This is a genomic window from Tessaracoccus oleiagri (assembly GCF_900103275.1).
Lineage (GTDB): Bacteria > Actinomycetota > Actinomycetes > Propionibacteriales > Propionibacteriaceae > Arachnia > Arachnia oleiagri.
The window spans coordinates 80,374-97,492 of the sequence record NZ_FNGP01000004.1 but is presented as its reverse complement, the minus strand read 5'-3'; the positions used below and the strand labels follow the sequence as shown (position 1 = coordinate 97,492).

Below are 17,119 nucleotides of genomic sequence, written 5' to 3'. Positions count from 1 at the left end.
GTCGCCCACCTAGTAGTGCACGGTGGACAGGGAGCCGATGGTCTCGAACCCGAGCCTCTCGTAGGTGCGCAGCGCGGCGGAGTTGAAGTCGTTGACGTAGAGCGACACCGTGTCGAACTCGCGCATGACGATGCGCAGCATCTCGGACAGGGCGGGGACCGCCAGCCCCTGGCCGCGCAGTTCCGGCTTCACCCACACGCCCTGGAGCTGCACCTGTCCCTTGTGCTTGGGCCCCAGGTCCGCCTTGAAGATCACCTCGCCGTCGACGACGATCCCGTACGCGTCTCCCTCCCGCAGCCGGGACAGCACGAACGACTCGTACCCGGGTCCGTACTTGAACGGCGAACTGCCGATCTCGTCGGTGTACATCATGACCGACGCCTCGAGGTAGCTCTCGAACACGTCCTCCCCCAGCCGGTGCACGCGGGGATCGCCGTCGGCGACCACGGGCCGGTCCAGCACCATCAGCGGCTGTCGGCGGCGCACGTTGCTCACCGAGCCCCACTGGTCGCGCCACCGCTCGGCGAGGCCGATGAACAGGCCCAGCGCCGGGAAAGTCGGCCCGACGATCGAGGTGGCACGCCGGAAGGAGCCGAGCTCGTGCACGAAGTGCGGCAGCGCCTCCGAGTCGTTGCCGGTGACGAAGATCGTTCCGCCGTCGAGGCAGAGCGCGGAGATCTCCGTACCCCGCTGGAACGCGTGGATCCGGCCGAGCCTGCGGCGGTCGATGCCGAACTGCGCGATCTTGGAGGTGAGGAACAGGTTCTCGTGCGGCGACGCCTCGAGGAACTCCATGACCCGGTCGCGGTCCCTCGAGTCGAGGGTGCGCAGCTGGCCGGTCATGGCGACACTCTAGTGTCGCGCCCGCGCGTCAGGAGACCGAAACCTGAGGTTCGCCGATCTCGCCCATCTCGGCGGCGATGCGTCGCGCCTCGTGGACGAGCGTCTCGACGATCTCGGCCTCGGGCACGGTCTTGATGACTTCCCCCTTGACGAAGATCTGGCCCTTGCCGTTGCCGGACGCGACCCCGAGGTCGGCCTCGCGCGCCTCGCCGGGGCCGTTCACGACGCAGCCCATGACCGCGACGCGCAGCGGCGCCTGCAGGCCCTCCAACCCCTTCGTGACCTCTTCGGCCAGGGTGAAGACGTCCACCTGGGCCCGGCCGCACGACGGGCAGGACACGATGTCGAGTTTGCGCGGGCGGAGGTTGAGCGACTCGAGGATCTTGGTGCCGACCTTGACCTCCTCGACCGGCGGGGCCGACAGGGAGACACGGATGGTGTCGCCGATGCCCTGGCTGAGCAGCGCACCGAACGCGACGGAGGACTTGATGGTGCCCTGGAACGCCGGGCCCGCCTCGGTCACGCCGAGGTGCAGCGGGTAGTCGCACTTCTCGGCGAGCAGCTCGTAGGCCCGGACCATGACGACGGGGTCGTTGTGCTTGACGGAGATCTTGAAGTCGTGGAAGCCGACGTCCTCGAACAGGGACGCCTCCCACAGCGCGGACTCGACGAGCGCCTCGGGGGTGGGTGAGCCGTACTTCGCGAGCAGCCGCTTGTCGAGGGAGCCGGCGTTGACGCCGATGCGGATCGAGATGCCGGCCTCACTGGCCGCCTTCGCGATGTCGGCGACGCGGTCGTCGAATTGCTTGATGTTGCCGGGGTTGACCCGGACGGCCGCGCAGCCGGCCTCGATGGCCGCGAACACGTAGCGCGGCTGGAAGTGGATGTCGGCGATGACCGGGATCTGCGACTTCTTGGCGATGATGTGCAGCACGTCGGCGTCGTCCTGGCTGGGGACGGCGACGCGGACGATGTCACAGCCGGAGGCGGTCAGCTCGGCGATCTGCTGCAGGGTGGCGTTGATGTCGGTGGTCTTCGTGGTGCACATGGACTGCACCGAGATGGGGGCGTCGCCACCGACGGCCACCTTGCCGACCCGGATCTGCCGCGTCTTCCGCCGGGGTGCGAGTACGGGCGGAGGGGATGCTGGCATGCCAAGGCTCACGGTCATGCTGTGCAGTTTAGTCGGATCGCCGCTAGAACAAACTCACGGGCGAGATGATGTCCGCGAGGATCAGGACGGCGCCACCCAGCACGAGGAAGCCGCCGACGACGAAGATCATCGGCATGGCCTTGGCCGTGTCGACGGGGCCCGGATCCGGTCTGCCGAGGAGCCGGTGGGCGCGGCGCTTCAGCCACTCGTAGATCGCGCCCGCGATGTGGCCGCCGTCCAGCGGCAGCAACGGGACGAGGTTCAGGAGCGCGACGAACAGGTTCACCGAACCCAGCAGGGAGAACCACGTCGCGACCTTGCTCTCGACCGGCAGCTGGTCCGTGACGCCGATCTCGCCGGCCACGCGGCTGGCGCCGACGATGGAGATGGGGCCGTTGAGGTCACGGGGACGGCCCATCACCAGGTCCTCGGCGACGTTGTAGATGCGCACGGGGAAGCTCAGGAGGGCGACCGCCGACTGCTGCGTCATGGTCCACATCTGCCTTGCCGTGGCCACCGGCCCCGCGCGCTGGAGCTCAACCGTCGGCGAGACACCGAAGAAGCCCGCCTCGACGTAGGCCGTCGGGTCCAGCCGGTCGGGCAGGTGGTTCAACTGTGTGCGCACGGTCGGCAGGTCGACGCGTTCGCCGTCGCGGATGACCGTGACCCGGGCCTCCCCGTCGCGGTTCTCCCGGATGAGCTCGCTCATCTGGTCCCAGGACTGCAGCGCGACCCCGTTGAAGCTCGCGATGACGTCGCCGACCCGGACTCCGGCCTCCACGGCCGGGGTGGGTGGGTCGTCGGGGCCGCACGTGCGGTCCTCGCTGTTGGCGGCGATGACGCACTCGCTCACCGCGGAGACGGTGAGCGTGGAGACGTACATGCCGTGGATGGCGTTGACGCCCAGGAAGATGAGGAAGGCCAGGACGATGTTCATCATCGGGCCGCCGAGCATGACGACGATCTTCTTCCACGTCTTCTGCTGGTAGAGCAGGCGGCCCTCGTCGGCGGGGGTGATCTCGTCCCACTCGACGGACCGGGCGTCGTCGGCCATCCGGGTGAGCCAGTTGCGCTTCTCCCCCGGCCTCGCCGGCGGGTACATGCCCACCAGCCGCACGTAGCCCCCGAGGGGGATCCACTTGAAGCCGTACTCGGTCTCGCCGCGCCGCGTGGACCAGATCCGCTTGCCGAACCCGACGAAGTACTCCGTCACCTTGACGCCGAACAACTTCGCGGGGACGAGGTGGCCGATCTCGTGGAGGGCGATCGACGCCATGATCAGCGCGAAGAAGAGGATGCCGAGCGCGATGACCAGCAGCACCTCGGTCATCGACGTGCCCCCGCCAGTTCGGCGGCGCGGGACCGGCCCCACGCGTCGGCCGCCAGGACCGCGTCGACGGTCAACGCCTCGTTTGGGACGTGCCCGTCGGCGAGGTGCTCGTCGAGGCAGCGGGCGATGGTCTCCGTGATCTCCAGGAATGCGAGGCGACCGTCACAGAAGGCGTCCACGCACGACTCGTTGGCGGCGTTGAACACGGCCGGGGCGGTGCCCCCCGCCTTCCCGGCCCTGCGGGCGAGCTCGACCGCCGGGAACGTGGCCGAGTCCAGCGGCTCGAAGGTCCAGGTGCTCGCCGTGGTCCAGTCGCACGGGGCGGCGGAGCCCTCCAACCGCTCCGGCCAGGTGAGCGACAACCCGATCGGCATCCGCATGTCCGGGGGCGACGCCTGCGCGATCGTCGACCCGTCGAAGAACTCGACCATCGAATGGACGATCGACTGCGGGTGGACCGTGACCACGATGTCGTCGAGGTCCACGTCGTACAGCAGGGCGGCCTCCAGCAGCTCGAGCCCCTTGTTGACGAGGGTGGCCGAGTTGATCGTGACGACCCTGCCCATGCTCCACGTCGGGTGCGCCAGCGCCTGGGCGGGGGTCACCTCGTGGAGCTCGTCGCGGGTCCGGCCGCGGAAGGGGCCGCCGCTAGCCGTCAGCACGAGGCGACGCACCTCGTCGCGCCTCCCGCCGCGCAGGGCCTGCGCGAACGCCGAGTGCTCCGAGTCCACGGCGACGATCTGCCCCGGCAGGGCGGCCTCGGTGACGAGGCGTCCGCCGATGACGAGGGACTCCTTGTTGGCCAGCGCGAGCGTGCTGCCTGCGCGCAGCGCGGCCAGCGTGGGCTCGAGCCCGGCGGCGCCGGTGATGGCGTTCAGCACCACGTCGCACTCCATGGCGGCGAGCTCGGTGGAGGCGTCCGGCCCGAGCAGCAGCTTGGGGAGCCGGTACTCGCCCTGCGCCCAGCCCCGCTCCGCCGCCACGGCGTAGAGCGCGTCCATCAGCTCGCGCCCCTTCGAGGCGCGCGCCAGCGCCACCACGGACGGCCGGAACTCGACGATCTGGCGCGCCAGCAGCTCGATGTTGCCACCGGACGCCGAGAGGCCCACGACGTCGAACCGGTCGCGCCTCGTGGAGATCACGTCGAGTGTCTGCGTACCGATGGAGCCGGTGGAACCCAGGAGGACGACTTTTCGCACCTGCCCAGTGTTCCACGCGGGCCAAGGGGTGGGCCAAGAACCTTCGCGAACCGGCGGTGGATGACCGGGCGCGGGGTGATGATGGAGCATGGAATCTGTCTGGTTTGCCACCCATCAGCCAACGACCGCAGAGACGCAGCCGCTCGAAGCGGGGACACACTTCGACACCCTCGTCGCGGGGGCCGGCCTCACCGGGTTGACCACCGCCCTGCTCCTCGCCCGGGCCGGCCAGAAGGTGGGCGTGCTAGAGGCCCGCAGGATCGGCGCCGTGACCACCGGCCACACCACCGCGAAGGTGTCGCTCCTGCAGGGGCTGACCCTCTCGGACGTCCTCGCCCACCAGAGCGAGGAGGTGCTCCGCGCGTACGTCGACGCCAACCGCGAGGGTCAGGCGTGGCTCCTTCGACTGCTGGACGACCACGGCGTCGACTACCAGCGGCGGACCGCCTACACCTATGCCACCACGGACGACTCCCAGGGCGCGCTGCGCGCCGAGCTGGACGCCAGTCGCCGCGCCGGGCTCGACGTCGAGTGGCTCGAGGAGACCGAGCTGCCGTTCCCGGTGACGGGTGCCATCGCGCTTCGCGACCAGGCCCAGATCCACCCGCTCGAGGTGCTCGACGCGCTGGTCCGCGAATTGCGGGAACACGGCGGCACCGTCGTCGAGGGGGTCCGCGTCACGGACGCGAACCTGTCCGGCTCCAAGGGGCCCCTCCAGGTCGCCACCCCGCAGGGCGAGGTCACCGCGGACCGGCTCGTGCTGGCCACGGGCACCCCGGTGCTCGACCGCGGCGGGTACTTCGCCAAGCTCGTCCCGATGCGCTCCTACGCCACGGCACACCGCGTCGCGGGCGGGACGACACCGCGCGGCATGTACCTGAGCATCGACCAGCCGACGCGTTCCCTGCGCACCCTCCCCGTCGGCGACGAGGAGTTGCTCATCGTGGGTGGCAACGGGCACGTCGCCGGCCGCCACTCCTCCACCCAGGACCTGGTGGACGACCTCGGCGCGTGGACACGCGAGCACTTCCCGGGCGCGCAGATGACGCACGCGTGGTCGGCGCAGGACTACATGGCGGCCGACCGGGTGCCCTACGTGGGCGTCCTGCCGCGGGGCGGTGGCCGGATCTACGTCGCCACCGGGTTCAACAAGTGGGGCATGGCCAACGCGGTCGCGGCGGGACTGAACCTCAGCGGGCAGATCCTCGAGGGCCACATGCCGTGGGCGGAGACCCTGAGCCGCCGCAGCACCACACCCGCCTCCATCGTCAGCGCCCTGAGCCCCAACCTCCAGGTGGCCTACGAACTGGCGAAGGACTGGGTGCAGGCCGAACTGCAGCACCTTCCGGACAGCGCCCCCGAGGAGGGTCAAGGTGTGGTCGGTCGATCGGGCGGGAAGCCACATGCCGTCTCGACGGTCGACGGGGTGACCTGCAAGCTCTCGGCGGTCTGTACGCACCTGGGCGGGATCGTGCGCTGGAACGACGCGGAGAAGTCCTGGGATTGCCCGCTGCACGGGTCACGCTTCGCTGCTGACGGGAAGCTGCTCGAGGGGCCGGCGGTCCACGACCTGCCGCGGGCGGACTGACCCGGGCGCCCCCTCAGGATCGCCGGTTCGGGGTATTGTGCGAGACGAAGCCGTGTGTTTTGATGCCTTGTGCCCACACGCGCGCGTGCCTTCCACCATGCCCTCGCCAACACCGCAGTGGCCCTCCTCGGAACGGCCTTCCTGTGGTTCGCCCCACGTTCTGGGCCTATCTGGAAACGCGCTCTGTCCTAGTGACCTCGTGGCTCGGCGGCGCGTACATGCTCGCCATGGCAGTGAGTGGCGTCCCGTTCGGGAGCATGATCGATCGGCACCACAAGCAGCAGGCGATGCTGGCCTCCGCAGCCGGCAGCACGCTGCTGTTCGGCCTCGCCTGGCTGGTCTACGTGCTGGCGCCCACCTCGGAACTCACCAGATCGGACAGCCCCTGGTTCTGGGTCTTCGCCGCCTGCGTACTGCTGGGCGCGCTGCTCGTCAACCTACGTAGCTTGGCGCTCGCCACCCTCGTGACCATGCTCGTGGAGCCCGACCGCCGCGCCAATGCCAACGGGATGGTCGGCGCCGTCAACGGAGCCATGATGCTGGTCACCGGCGTGGTGTCCGGGCTCGCCATCGGGCAACTCGGCATGCACGCCGTGCTGGTGATCGCGTTCGTGACCGTCGCCGCCTCGCTGCTGCACCTGGCATTGCTCAGGATCCCGGAGGCGGAGATCGTCCACGCTGAGGGCACTCCGAAGGCCGTGGACTTCCGTGGGGCGTGGCTGGCGATCATCGCGGTCCCCGGTCTCGTCGGGCTCATCGTCTTCTCGACCTTCAACAACTTCCTCGGGGGCGTATTCATGGGCCTGCTCGACCCGTACGGGCTCACCCTGATGTCCGTCGAGGCCTGGGGCATTCTCTTCGGGCTCAGCTCTGTCGGCTTCATCGTCGGCGGCGCACTCATCGCCAAGTTCGGGCTCGGCGCGAAGCCGTTGCGCAGCCTGCTGCTCGGCTGCCTCGGCATGTGGTTCATCGCCGGCGGCTTCACGCTGCGCGAGCACGTGTGGCTGCTCGCCCTCGGCGTCTTCGCGTACATGGTACTGATCCCCGTCATCGAGGCGGCGGAACAGACGCTCCTGCAACGCGTCGTACCTCTCGCCAAGCAGGGGCGCGTCTTCGGGTTCGCGCAGGCCGTCGAGGTCTCAGCAGCTCCGGTCAGCGCGTTCCTGATCGGTCCGCTCGCGGAGTTCTGGCTCATCCCATACGCCGAGTCGCGGCAAGGTGTGCGCGCGTTCGGGTGGCTGCTCGGCGACGGAGACGCCCGGGGCATCGCGCTGGTCTTCGTCCTCGTGTCGGCGGTCGGGCTTGTCACCACCGCCATGGCGTTCCTCACCCGCACGTACCGACGGCTCAACGCCGCGTACCTCGAGGGCGACGTGAACGCCGGCATCGTGCCGCCCGAGACCCTCGGTGACGACGGCGTGCCCGGACCGCACGTGCTCGGCAAGGGACATACTCAAGCCTGAGCACGTGGAATGATGGGGCCATGTCGCTCGCAGCCACTCCCCCGCCCGGCATCCGCGTCCCCGACCCGATCGCCCGCTGGGCCGACCAACGGGGCTACAGCGTCGACGAGCTCATCTGGCTGAGCGAGATCGGTGGCATCACTGCGCGCCTCCGGAGGGACGACGACCACCCGACGCTCTACGCCAAGTGGGTGCCCTACGGCGACTGGACCAGCGACGACGCCATCGACGAGGCCGAACGGCTCTCGTGGCTCTCCGGCAGGTTCCCGTCCCCGCGGATGGCGGACTTCCAGGACCTGGACGAGGGGTCCCTCCTGGTGACGGTGGCGCTCAGGGGTGATTCGGCGGTGTCGGAGCGCTGGAAGCGGGAGCCCGCCACGGCGGTGCGCGCCATCGCCGAGGGCTTGGGCCGGCTCCATTCGCTGGACCCTTCGGAGTCCCTGTTCGGGGCGCCCGAGTGGATCGGGGACCAGGACGACGTGGACCATCCCGTCATCATCCACGGCGACGCGTGCGCCCCGAACACGATCCTCGGCGAGGACGGACGCTTCGCGGGGATCGTCGACGTGGGACGCCTCGGCGTGGGCGACCGCTGGGCCGACCTGGCGATCGCCTCCTGGTCCCTGGAGTGGAACTTCGGCCCCGGGTTCGAGGAGGAGTTCTTCGCCGCCTACGGCGAAGCGCCGGACCCCGACCGGATCCGGCGCTATCGCGACCTGTGGGAACGCTGAGGCTCAGACGATGCCGAACGCCTTCATGGCGTCGGCGACCTTGACGAAGCCGGCGATGTTGGCGCCCGCGACGTAGTCGCCCGGCATGCCGTACTCCTCGGACGTCTCGGCGACGGTCTCGTGGATGCCGACCATGATCTCGGTCAGTCGCTGCTCGGTGTACTCGAAGTCCCAGGCGTCGCGCCCGGCGTTCTGCTGCATCTCGAGCGCGGAGGTGGCCACGCCGCCCGCGTTCGCGGCCTTCGCGGGGCCGAACAGCACGCCGGCCTCCTGGAAGGCGCTGACGCCCTCCGGGGTGGTGGGCATGTTGGCGCCCTCGGCGACGACGCGGACGCCGTTCTTGATGAGCGTCAGTGCGTGGTCGCCGTGCAGCTCGTTCTGGGTCGCGCAGGGCAGCGCCACGTCCGTCGGGACGTCCCAGATGCCGCCGTCACGACCGAGGTGGGCGGAATCGCGGCGCGCGACGTAGTCGGCGACGCGGCCCCGCTCCACCTCCTTGATCTGCTTCAGCAACTCGAGGTCGACACCGGCCTCGTCGACGACGTAGCCCGACGAGTCGGAGAAGCCGATGACCTTGCCGCCGAGCTGGTGGACCTTCTCCACGGCGTAGATCGCCACGTTGCCGGACCCGGACACGGTGACGGTCTTGCCCTCCATGGACTCGCCGTGGGACTTCAGCATCTCGTTGGCGAACACCACGGTGCCGTAGCCGGTGGCCTCCTTGCGGACGAGCGAACCACCCCAGGTGAGCCCCTTGCCTGTGAGCACACCGGACTCGTAGCGGTTGGTGATGCGCTTGTACTGCCCGAACATGTAGCCGATCTCGCGCCCGCCCACGCCGATGTCGCCGGCAGGGACGTCGGTGTACTCGCCCAGGTGGCGGTACAGCTCGGTCATGAAGGACTGGCAGAAGCGCATGATCTCGCCCTCGGACCGGCCGTGCGGGTCGAAGTCGGACCCGCCCTTGCCGCCACCGATCGGGAGACCCGTCAGGGAGTTCTTGAAGATCTGCTCGAAGCCGAGGAACTTGATGATGCCGAGGTAGACGCTCGGGTGGAACCGGAGGCCGCCCTTGAACGGGCCCAGTGCGGAGTTGAACTCGACGCGGAAGCCGCGGTTGACCTGGACCTCGCCCTTGTCGTCGACCCACGGGACGCGGAAGATGATCTGCCGCTCGGGCTCGCAGATGCGCTCGATGACCTTCGCCTCGAGGTACTCGGGATGCTTCCGCACGACCGGACCGAGCGACTCCAACACTTCGCGGACGGCCTGGTGGAACTCAGCTTCCCCCGGGTTCCGCGCCACCACGGTGTCGAAGACACCCTCCAGTGCTTGTTCCATCTCGATTTTCTCCTATCGGTTTCGGACCAGCGGAAGCATAACTGCACCCTTGCCGGTGATTGCGCCAGACAACCGGGGGGTCCGAATGGCGGACGCGGTCATGGGAGCGCAGGTTGGGCTGCCGTCGCGGCGAGCTGGCCGCAGGCCCCGTCGATCTCCCGGCCGCGGGTGTCGCGCAGGGTGACCGGGACCCCGCGCCGCTCGAGGGTGGCGATGAACGCCCGCTCGTCCTCCTTGCGCGACGCCGTCCACTTCGACCCGGGCGTCGGGTTCAGGGGGATGAGGTTGACGTGCACCCAGCCCCAGTCGCCGCGGCGCTTGAGGACGTTCGCCAGCTGCTGCGCATGCTCCACCGAGTCGTTGATGTCGCGCATCATGGCGTACTCGATCGAGACGCGCCGCTTCGTCGTCTGGGCGTACTCGAAGACGGTGTCGACGACCTCGTCCACCTTCCAGCGGTTGTTGATCGGCACCAGTTCGTCGCGCAGTTCGTCGTTGGGCGCGTGGAGGCTGAGTGCCAGCGTGAGGGGCAGGCCCTCGTCGGTCAACTGGCGGATCTTGGGCACCAGTCCCACCGTGGAGACCGTGATGCCGCGGGCGCTCATGCCGAACCCGTTCGGGCTCGGCTCCAGCATGGTGCGGATCGCGCCCATCACGGCGTTGTAGTTCGCGAGCGGCTCCCCCATGCCCATGAACACGACGTTGTTGAGGCGTCCCGTCGTCCCGGGCACGACCCCCGACGCGAGCGCCTGGTCGGCGGCGAGGACCTGGGCGGTGATCTCCGCCTGTGAGAGGTTGCGCTTCAGGCCGCCCTGGCCGGTGGCGCAGAACGGGCACGCCATTCCGCAACCGGCCTGGGACGAGATGCAGAGCGTCGTGCGGCTCGGGTAGCGCATCAGGACCGACTCGAGGAGCGAACCGTCGTGCAGCCGCCAGAGGGTCTTCACGGTCCGGCCCGCGTCCGCGGTCTGCTGCTTCACGTGGGTGAGCAGCGGCGGGAACAGCTGCTCGCCGAGCTCCCCGCGGATCGCCGCAGGGATGTCGGTGAAGTTCTCGGCGTCGCTCTCGAGGCGGTCGAAGACGTGCCGCGAGATCTGGTCGGCGCGGAACCGCGGCAGCCCCATCCCGACGATCGCGTCACGGCGCTCGTCGAGGGTCAGGTCGAGCCAGTGCTTCGGGGGCTTGCCCTTCCTGGGCGCCTCGAACACCAGGGGAAGTTGCTTCATCTACGGTCCCATCGCGAGGTTGAGCACGAACCAGCCGACGGGGAAAGCCATCAGCATGGAGTCGAGCCGGTCCATGACGCCGCCGTGTCCCGGCAGCCATTTGGACATGTCCTTGATACCCGCATCGCGCTTGATCAGCGACTCGGTGAGGTCCCCGACAGTAGCAGCCACGGAGACGAGGACGCCAAGCGGGATGCCGACCCACCAGTCGATGTGAAGGACCCAGATCGCGGACGCCACGCCCAGCAGCGAGGAGAACACCACCCCACCCGCGAAGCCCTCCCAGGTCTTGCTGGGGCTGATGCGCGGGGCCATCTTGTGCCGGCCCAGCAGCACGCCGGTCGCGTACGCGCCGGTGTCGGAGGCGACCACGCAGATCAGGACCGCCCAGATGCGCGCGGGGCCGTCGGCCGCCGCCATCATCAGCGCGACGAAGACCCCGATGAGCGGGATGTAGGCGATGAGGAGGCTGCTCGCGGCGATGTCGCGGATGAAGCCCTCCGCGTGGCCGCGGAACAGTCGCCCGATGAACGCGGCGAGCACCGTGCCGCCGAGGCAGGAGACGATGAACGTCATCGACGAGATCCCCAGCTCGGGGCTGGCGGTCACCCAGTACCCGCCGACCACGCTCAGCGCGGTGCCCGCGATGATCGGGACCGTCTCGGCGAACATGTTCTTCCGCGCCACCGCCCGGCTGATCTCCACCACGCCCAGGCACAGCATGAGCGCGACGTAGACGATGAACAGCCAGTTGAACCACAGCAGCCCGACGACGATCGGCGCCAGCAACGCCAGACCCACCCCGACTGCGGCCGGGAGGTCCCGGCCTGCCTTCGAGGTGGTGGGCAGGGCTGCCGACTCTGGCATCAGACCTCGAGGAGTTCCTGCTCCTTGTGCTTAAGGAGGTCGTCGATCTGGTCGGTGAACTTCTTCGTCTGCGCGTCGACCGACTTCTCCGCGCGGGCGAGGTCGTCCTTGCTGATCTCGCCGTCCTTCTCGGACTTCTTGAGCGACTCCATCGCCTGGCGGCGGGCATTGCGCACGACGATCCGGGCGTCCTCGGCCTTGCTCTTGGCGAGCTTGATGTACTCCTTGCGGCGCTCCTCGGTGAGCTGCGGCATCACGACGCGGATGGAGTTGCCGTCATTGCTGGGGTTGACGCCGAGGTCCGCCTCGCGGATGGACTTCTCGATCGCCCCGATGGAGCTGCGGTCGAACGGCGTGATGAGCATCGTGCGGGCGTCGGGCGAGGTGAACGTCGCGAGCTGCTGCAGCGGCGTGGGCGCACCGTAGTACTCGGCGTTGAGCTTGCTGAACATCGCCGGGTGGGCGCGGCCGGTGCGGATCGTGGCGAGGTCCTCACGGGCGTAGTCGACCGCCTGCTGCATCCTGCCAGCGGCGTCCTTCTCGATGTCGGCGATCATGCGTGATCGGTCCTTCCTTTTCGTTAGCGGGAGACGAGAGTCCCGATCTCTTCACCAGCGATGACGCGGGCGATGTTTCCGTTCTGGGAGAGATTGAAGAAGATGAGGTCGAGGTCGTTGTCACGGGCCAGCGCGATGGCGGTGGCGTCGGCGACCTTGAGGTCCTCGGCGAGGAACTGGTCGTACGTGAGGCGCTCGAACTTCTTGGCGTCGGGGTTCGTCCGGGGGTCGGAGTCGTACACTCCGTCGACGCCCTGCTTGCCCATCAGGAGGACCTCGGCGCCGATCTCCAGCGCACGCTGGGCCGCGACCGTGTCGGTCGAGAAGTACGGCATCCCGGAGCCGGCGCCGAAGATCACGAGGCGACCCTTCTCCAGGTGCCGCTCGGCCCGACGGGGGATGTAGGGCTCGGCGACCTGGCCCATGGTGATCGCCGTCTGGACGCGGGTGTTGATGCCCTCCTTCTCGCAGAAGTCCTGCAGGGCGAGGCAGTTCATGACGGTGCCCAGCATGCCCATGTAGTCGGCGCGGTCGCGGGCCATGCCGCTCTGGGAGAGCTCGGCGCCGCGGAAGTAGTTGCCGCCGCCGACGACCACGGCCACCTGGGTGCCGGAGCGGACGACGTCGGCGATCTCCTTGGCGATCTGCGCCACGACGAGCGGATCAACGCCCAGCTTGCCGCCCCCGAACACCTCGCCGGAGAGCTTGATCAATACGCGTTGGAACGCCTGGGTCATGGATTCCTCCCGATATGGCTGTGCGCCGCCAGGCGAACCTGCGCGGCGCACGCCACTCTACTGTGTTTTGGTTTTGGCTCAGCCCTGGACGGCGAAGCGGACGAAGCGCTTGACGGTCATGCCACCGGCCTGGAGCGCGGAGCCGACCGACTTCTTGTCCTCCCAGACGGCCATCTGGTCGACGAGCGCGACGTCCTTGAAGAAGCCACCGAGGCGACCCTCGATGATCTTCGGGATGGCACCCTCGGGCTTGCCCTCCTCGCGGGCGGTCGCCTCGGCGATGCGTCGCTCGTTGGCGATGACGTCCTCGGGGACGTCGTCGCGGGTCACGAACTGCGGCGACATCGCGGCGATCTGCATGGCGACCTGGTGCGCCAGCGTCTCGTCGCCGCCCTCGTACTCCACGAGCACGCCGACCTGCGGGGGCAGGTCCGACGCGCGGCGGTGGAGGTACAGGTGGGTGGTGCCGTCGAAGTTGGCGACCGCCGCGAGCTGGATGTTCTCGCCGATCTTCACGCCGAGCGCCGAGACGGCCTCCTCGACGGTCTGGTCCCCGATCTTCGCGGCCTTGGCGGACTCCACGTCGGTGGCGCCCGAGGTGGCGACCGCGTCGACGATCTGGTCGGCCAGGCCGACGAACTCCGCGTTCTTGGCGACGAAGTCGGTCTCGGCGGCGAACTGGATCAGGATGCCGTCGCGGCCCGCGACGATGCCGTTGGTGGCCTCGCGGTCGGCGCGCTTGGCGGCCTTCGCCAGTCCGGAGATGCGCAGCAGCTCAACAGCCTTGTCGTAGTCGCCCTCGGCCTCGGTCAGAGCCCTCTTCGCGTCCATCATGCCCGCGCCGGTGGCGTCGCGGAGCTTCTTCACGTCAGCGGCAGTGATAGCCATAAAACGTCAATCCGTTCTCGGTAGTGGGTTACTTGGTCTCGTCGGCGGGGGCGTCGGCAGCCTCGTCCTGCGAAGGAGCGGCTTCCTCTGCCGGGGTCTCCTCGGCAGCGGCCTCCTCGGCCTGCGGGGCCTCAGCAGCGGCCTCCTCGGCCTGCGGGGCCTCGGCGGCCTCCTCCTGCTCGGCGGGGGCCGCGGCGTCGGCGCCCAGGAGCTCGCGCTCCCAGTCGGGCATGGGCTCGGCGACGACGGTCTCGTCCCCGGAACGGCCCTGCGAACGCTCGATGAGACCGTCGGCGACGGCGTCGGCGATGATGCGGGTCAGCAGACCCACGGAACGGATCGCGTCGTCGTTGCCGGGAACGGCGTAGTCGACCTCGTCCGGGTCGCAGTTGGTGTCGAGGATGCCGACGATCGGGATGTTCAGCTTGCGCGCCTCGTCGACCGCGAGGTGCTCCTTCTTGGTGTCGACGATCCAGACGGCCTGCGGGGTGCGGGCCATGTCGCGGATGCCGCCCAGGGTCTTGGAGAGCTTGGTCTTCTCGCGCTCGAGCTGGAGCAGTTCCTTCTTCGTCAGGCCGGACGCCGCGACGTCGGAGAAGTCCATCCCCTCAAGCTCCTTGAGGCGGGCGACGCGCTTGGCGACGGTCGGGAAGTTGGTCAGCATGCCGCCGAGCCAACGCTGGTTGATGTAGGGCATGCCCACGCGGGTGGCCTGCTCGGCGATGGCCTCCTGGGCCTGCTTCTTGGTGCCGACGAAGAGGACCTGGCCCCCGCGCCCGACGACACCCTTGACGAAGTTGTAGGCCTTGTCGATGTAGGTCAGCGAGAGCTGGAGGTCGATGATGTAGATGCCGTTGCGCTCGGTGAAGATGAAGCGCTTCATCTTCGGGTTCCAGCGACGGGTCTGGTGCCCGAAGTGCACGCCGTTCTCGAGCAGCTGGCGGGTGGTGACGACGGCCATGGCCGTTCCTTTCGCGGTCGGCGCGCGGCGCTCGACCTGAAATCGGGTGGGCGCGGAGCCCACGGTGGTTGGTTTCCTGATGCGCTGGATGCCACAACCCGCCGGAGCGGGACCACAGGGACAACCGGGCGGGGCCCGAAAGCGCATGCGAAGTCACCCGCGTTTGCGGGTGCGTGCCTGATTCTAACGCGACGGCGCCCCCGGACACCAACCGGGCGTTGTCCACAGGGCCGCGCCGGTGACGCACGTCGGGGACGGGACGTCGCCATCACTGGGCATGAGACTACTCCTCGCGCTGGCGGCCGTGTGCCTGCTGCTCCCCGGCACCGCCTTTGCCGGCCCGGGCCTCGTCCTGGACGCCCCGGTGGACGGACCGCCCGTGAGGGGGTTCGACGGGGGCACGAGCCGATACTCGGCGGGTCATCGTGGCGTGGACCTGCGGGCGGCCACCGGCGGGCCCGTGCGGGCGGCGGCCGCGGGCCGGGTGCACTTCGCCGGAGTGGTCGCCGGCCGGCCGTCGGTGTCGGTGGACCACGGCGGCGTCCGCACCACCTACACGCCGGTGCGGGCGACGGTCTCCCCCGGTCAGGCCGTGTCCGCCGGCGACGTGCTCGGTTTCGTGGTCGGCGGCCACTGCGACGGGCAGCCGTGCCTCCACTGGGGCCTCACGGACGGGACCGACTACCACGATCCGATGGCGTACCTCGCGCAGCGACGGGTCCGGCTGCTGCCCCGCGGGAGCCAGCCGTCGGCCCGCGCGCCGCTGCCGGCGGCGGAGATCCCGGGCCCCGGAGGCCGTCCTCCCGTCGAGGGAAGGCTCTCGTCCCCGTTCGGGATGCGGGTGCACCCAGTCACCGGCGTCCTCAAGCTCCACGACGGCACGGACTTCGCCGCCCCCTGCGGGACGCCCGTGCGCGTGCCGTGGGCGGGCGAGGTCATCCGCGCCGATGTCTCCCGCGGTTACGGGTACCGGGTCCACGTCCGGCACGACGACTCGCTCGTCACCGCCTACGCGCATCTGCCGCGGTTCGAGGTGCGGGTCGGGCAGCGCCTCTCCGCCGGGGCGCGGGTCGGCGAGGTGGGCAGCACGGGCTACTCGACGGGTTGCCACCTGCACTGGATGGCGTGGCGCGACGACGGCGTGGTGGACCCGATGGCGGTCCTGGGTTGAGGCGGCGCACGACGGCCGCCGGCGGAGCTGCGCCGGCGGCCGTCGCTTCCGGGCGCTCAGCTGATCAGCGCCGGCCAGGTCACCGGCCCCACGGCCCCGTCGCGGTAGAGGCCGTGGTCGCCCTGGAACGCGACGACCGTGGCGTGGGTGCCGGTCCCGAACGAGCCGTCCACGACCATCTTGTGGCCGGTGCTCACCAGCTCGAGCTGGAGGGCTGTCACCGCGCTGCCCGTCGCGCCCTGAGGGAGGGTCGGCAGGAGCGCCTCCCACGTGATCGGGCCCACCACACCGTCGGCGACGAGGCCGCGGGAGCGCTGGAAGGCCAGGACCGTCGACTTGGTGCCGGAGCCGAACTGGCCGTCGACGACGATGCTGTAGCCCCGTGCCTTCAGGGCGTACTGGAGTGTCACGAAGGCACCGTTGCGGGCCCCCTCGCGGATCGTCGGGAAGGAGCTGGTGTTCACGGCGTTCATGCCGCCGTAGCGGGTGGCGACGTAGTTCGACCAGGCCATCCGCTGGGGGTCGGCGTGGACGGACGGCCGTTCGTAATAGATGCGCACGGCGATCGCCGCCGCGTCGGCCGTGCTCGTCTCCTTGAGCTTCGTGTAGGCGTACGACTCGGTGCCCCTGAGCTCCTTCCCGACGAAGTCCAACTGCAGCTGCAGATTGCTCCAGTGCAGGCCGCGCGAGTCCGCATAGGCGAACAGCGCGTCGCGCCGCGCACCCTCCCATTGCGCGATGCCGCGGCCGGGCCCGCCGCCGTACTGCACCGCGGCGGGGTTGATCGGGTCGCCGCCCGATTCGACGATGAAGTTGCCGATGAGCCCGGAGGCCTGGGCGCGGGTGAGTCCCTTGTTCCGGAAGAAGCTGTACGCGATCTCGCTGTTGTTGGCCGCGGCCTGCGCGGGCGCAGCGGTGGCGAGGGCTCCTATTCCGAGGAGGGCGACGACGAGGGCCGCGACGGCGCGGCGGAGGGCAGTGGGCATGGCACGTCCTTTGTGCTCGGGGATCTGCGCCAGAACCTAGGGGGCCGCCGCACCGGCACCCGTCGGCCGGGTCTGCCG

The 17,119-nt window shown here is 69.5% G+C and carries 16 protein-coding genes; 4 read left to right on the top strand and 12 right to left on the bottom strand.

Translation table 11 applies throughout. From position 1 onward, the window contains the following. Positions 1-9: 9 nt before the first annotated feature. The 4 genes from BLR46_RS11025 to dxr are packed head-to-tail and all read right to left on the bottom strand — an operon-like array spanning position 10 to position 4,525. Positions 10-843, bottom strand: coding sequence for a GNAT family N-acetyltransferase (locus BLR46_RS11025; protein WP_093252124.1), 834 nt, complete (start codon positions 841-843; stop codon positions 10-12). A gap of 28 nt (positions 844-871) precedes the next feature. Continuing rightward, positions 872-2,014: a flavodoxin-dependent (E)-4-hydroxy-3-methylbut-2-enyl-diphosphate synthase gene (ispG, locus tag BLR46_RS11020; protein ID WP_093252121.1), complete on the bottom strand. Its 1,143-nt coding sequence runs from the start codon at positions 2,012-2,014 to the stop codon at positions 872-874. Between the two features lie 25 nt (positions 2,015-2,039). Beyond that, positions 2,040-3,326 carry a M50 family metallopeptidase gene (locus BLR46_RS11015; RefSeq protein WP_093252120.1) on the bottom strand — a complete coding sequence of 429 codons (1,287 nt, stop codon included), beginning with the start codon at positions 3,324-3,326 and terminating at the stop codon, positions 2,040-2,042. Further along, positions 3,323-4,525 (bottom strand): 1-deoxy-D-xylulose-5-phosphate reductoisomerase, encoded by a 1,203-nt coding sequence (dxr, locus tag BLR46_RS11010; protein ID WP_093252117.1) that lies wholly within the window; start codon positions 4,523-4,525, stop codon positions 3,323-3,325. The genes BLR46_RS11015 and dxr overlap by 4 nt, the downstream gene beginning before the upstream one ends. Before the next feature lie 88 nt (positions 4,526-4,613). Here dxr and BLR46_RS11005 point away from each other — a divergent pair, with 88 nt between their 5' ends. The 3 genes from BLR46_RS11005 (at position 4,614) to BLR46_RS10995 (ending at position 8,307) form a co-directional block, all read left to right on the top strand. After that, positions 4,614-6,113 carry an FAD-dependent oxidoreductase gene (locus tag BLR46_RS11005; RefSeq protein WP_093252115.1) on the top strand — a complete coding sequence of 500 codons (1,500 nt, stop codon included), beginning with the start codon at positions 4,614-4,616 and terminating at the stop codon, positions 6,111-6,113. 62 nt (positions 6,114-6,175) lie between these two features. Then, the gene (locus tag BLR46_RS11000; protein WP_281230833.1) at positions 6,176-7,576 is read left to right on the top strand and encodes an MFS transporter; all 1,401 of its coding nucleotides are present in this window, start codon (positions 6,176-6,178) and stop codon (positions 7,574-7,576) included. 20 nt (positions 7,577-7,596) lie between these two features. Beyond that, the gene (locus BLR46_RS10995; protein WP_093252113.1) at positions 7,597-8,307 is read left to right on the top strand and encodes an aminoglycoside 3'-phosphotransferase; all 711 of its coding nucleotides are present in this window, start codon (positions 7,597-7,599) and stop codon (positions 8,305-8,307) included. 3 nt (positions 8,308-8,310) lie between these two features. Here the strand turns inward: BLR46_RS10995 and gdhA are convergent, their stop codons facing one another. The 7 genes from gdhA to rpsB form a co-directional block, all read right to left on the bottom strand. Continuing rightward, the gene (gene gdhA / locus BLR46_RS10990) at positions 8,311-9,648 is read right to left on the bottom strand and encodes an NADP-specific glutamate dehydrogenase (protein ID WP_093252111.1); all 1,338 of its coding nucleotides are present in this window, start codon (positions 9,646-9,648) and stop codon (positions 8,311-8,313) included. Positions 9,649-9,746: 98 nt separating this feature from the next. Beyond that, positions 9,747-10,874: a dual-specificity RNA methyltransferase RlmN gene (gene rlmN, locus BLR46_RS10985; protein WP_093252108.1), complete on the bottom strand. Its 1,128-nt coding sequence runs from the start codon at positions 10,872-10,874 to the stop codon at positions 9,747-9,749. Continuing rightward, positions 10,875-11,741 carry a phosphatidate cytidylyltransferase gene (locus BLR46_RS10980; protein WP_093252106.1) on the bottom strand — a complete coding sequence of 289 codons (867 nt, stop codon included), beginning with the start codon at positions 11,739-11,741 and terminating at the stop codon, positions 10,875-10,877. After that, a complete protein-coding gene (gene frr / locus BLR46_RS10975) occupies positions 11,741-12,295 on the bottom strand; it encodes a ribosome recycling factor (protein ID WP_093252666.1) in 555 nt (184 codons plus the stop codon). The genes BLR46_RS10980 and frr overlap by 1 nt, the downstream gene beginning before the upstream one ends. A gap of 26 nt (positions 12,296-12,321) precedes the next feature. Next, positions 12,322-13,035: a UMP kinase gene (gene pyrH / locus BLR46_RS10970; protein ID WP_093252093.1), complete on the bottom strand. Its 714-nt coding sequence runs from the start codon at positions 13,033-13,035 to the stop codon at positions 12,322-12,324. Between the two features lie 78 nt (positions 13,036-13,113). Continuing rightward, positions 13,114-13,923 carry a translation elongation factor Ts gene (gene tsf, locus BLR46_RS10965; RefSeq protein ID WP_093252090.1) on the bottom strand — a complete coding sequence of 270 codons (810 nt, stop codon included), beginning with the start codon at positions 13,921-13,923 and terminating at the stop codon, positions 13,114-13,116. 28 nt (positions 13,924-13,951) lie between these two features. Next, positions 13,952-14,884 carry a 30S ribosomal protein S2 gene (rpsB, locus tag BLR46_RS10960; RefSeq protein WP_093252088.1) on the bottom strand — a complete coding sequence of 311 codons (933 nt, stop codon included), beginning with the start codon at positions 14,882-14,884 and terminating at the stop codon, positions 13,952-13,954. Positions 14,885-15,161: 277 nt separating this feature from the next. On the opposite strand from rpsB, the gene BLR46_RS10955 reads away from it, so the two are divergent. After that, positions 15,162-16,055, top strand: coding sequence for a peptidoglycan DD-metalloendopeptidase family protein (locus tag BLR46_RS10955; protein WP_093252085.1), 894 nt, complete (start codon positions 15,162-15,164; stop codon positions 16,053-16,055). A 56-nt stretch (positions 16,056-16,111) separates the two neighbouring features. Here BLR46_RS10955 and BLR46_RS10950 read toward each other — a convergent pair whose 3' ends face one another. Beyond that, positions 16,112-17,041: a phage tail tip lysozyme gene (locus tag BLR46_RS10950; RefSeq protein ID WP_093252083.1), complete on the bottom strand. Its 930-nt coding sequence runs from the start codon at positions 17,039-17,041 to the stop codon at positions 16,112-16,114. Positions 17,042-17,119 lie beyond the last annotated feature (78 nt).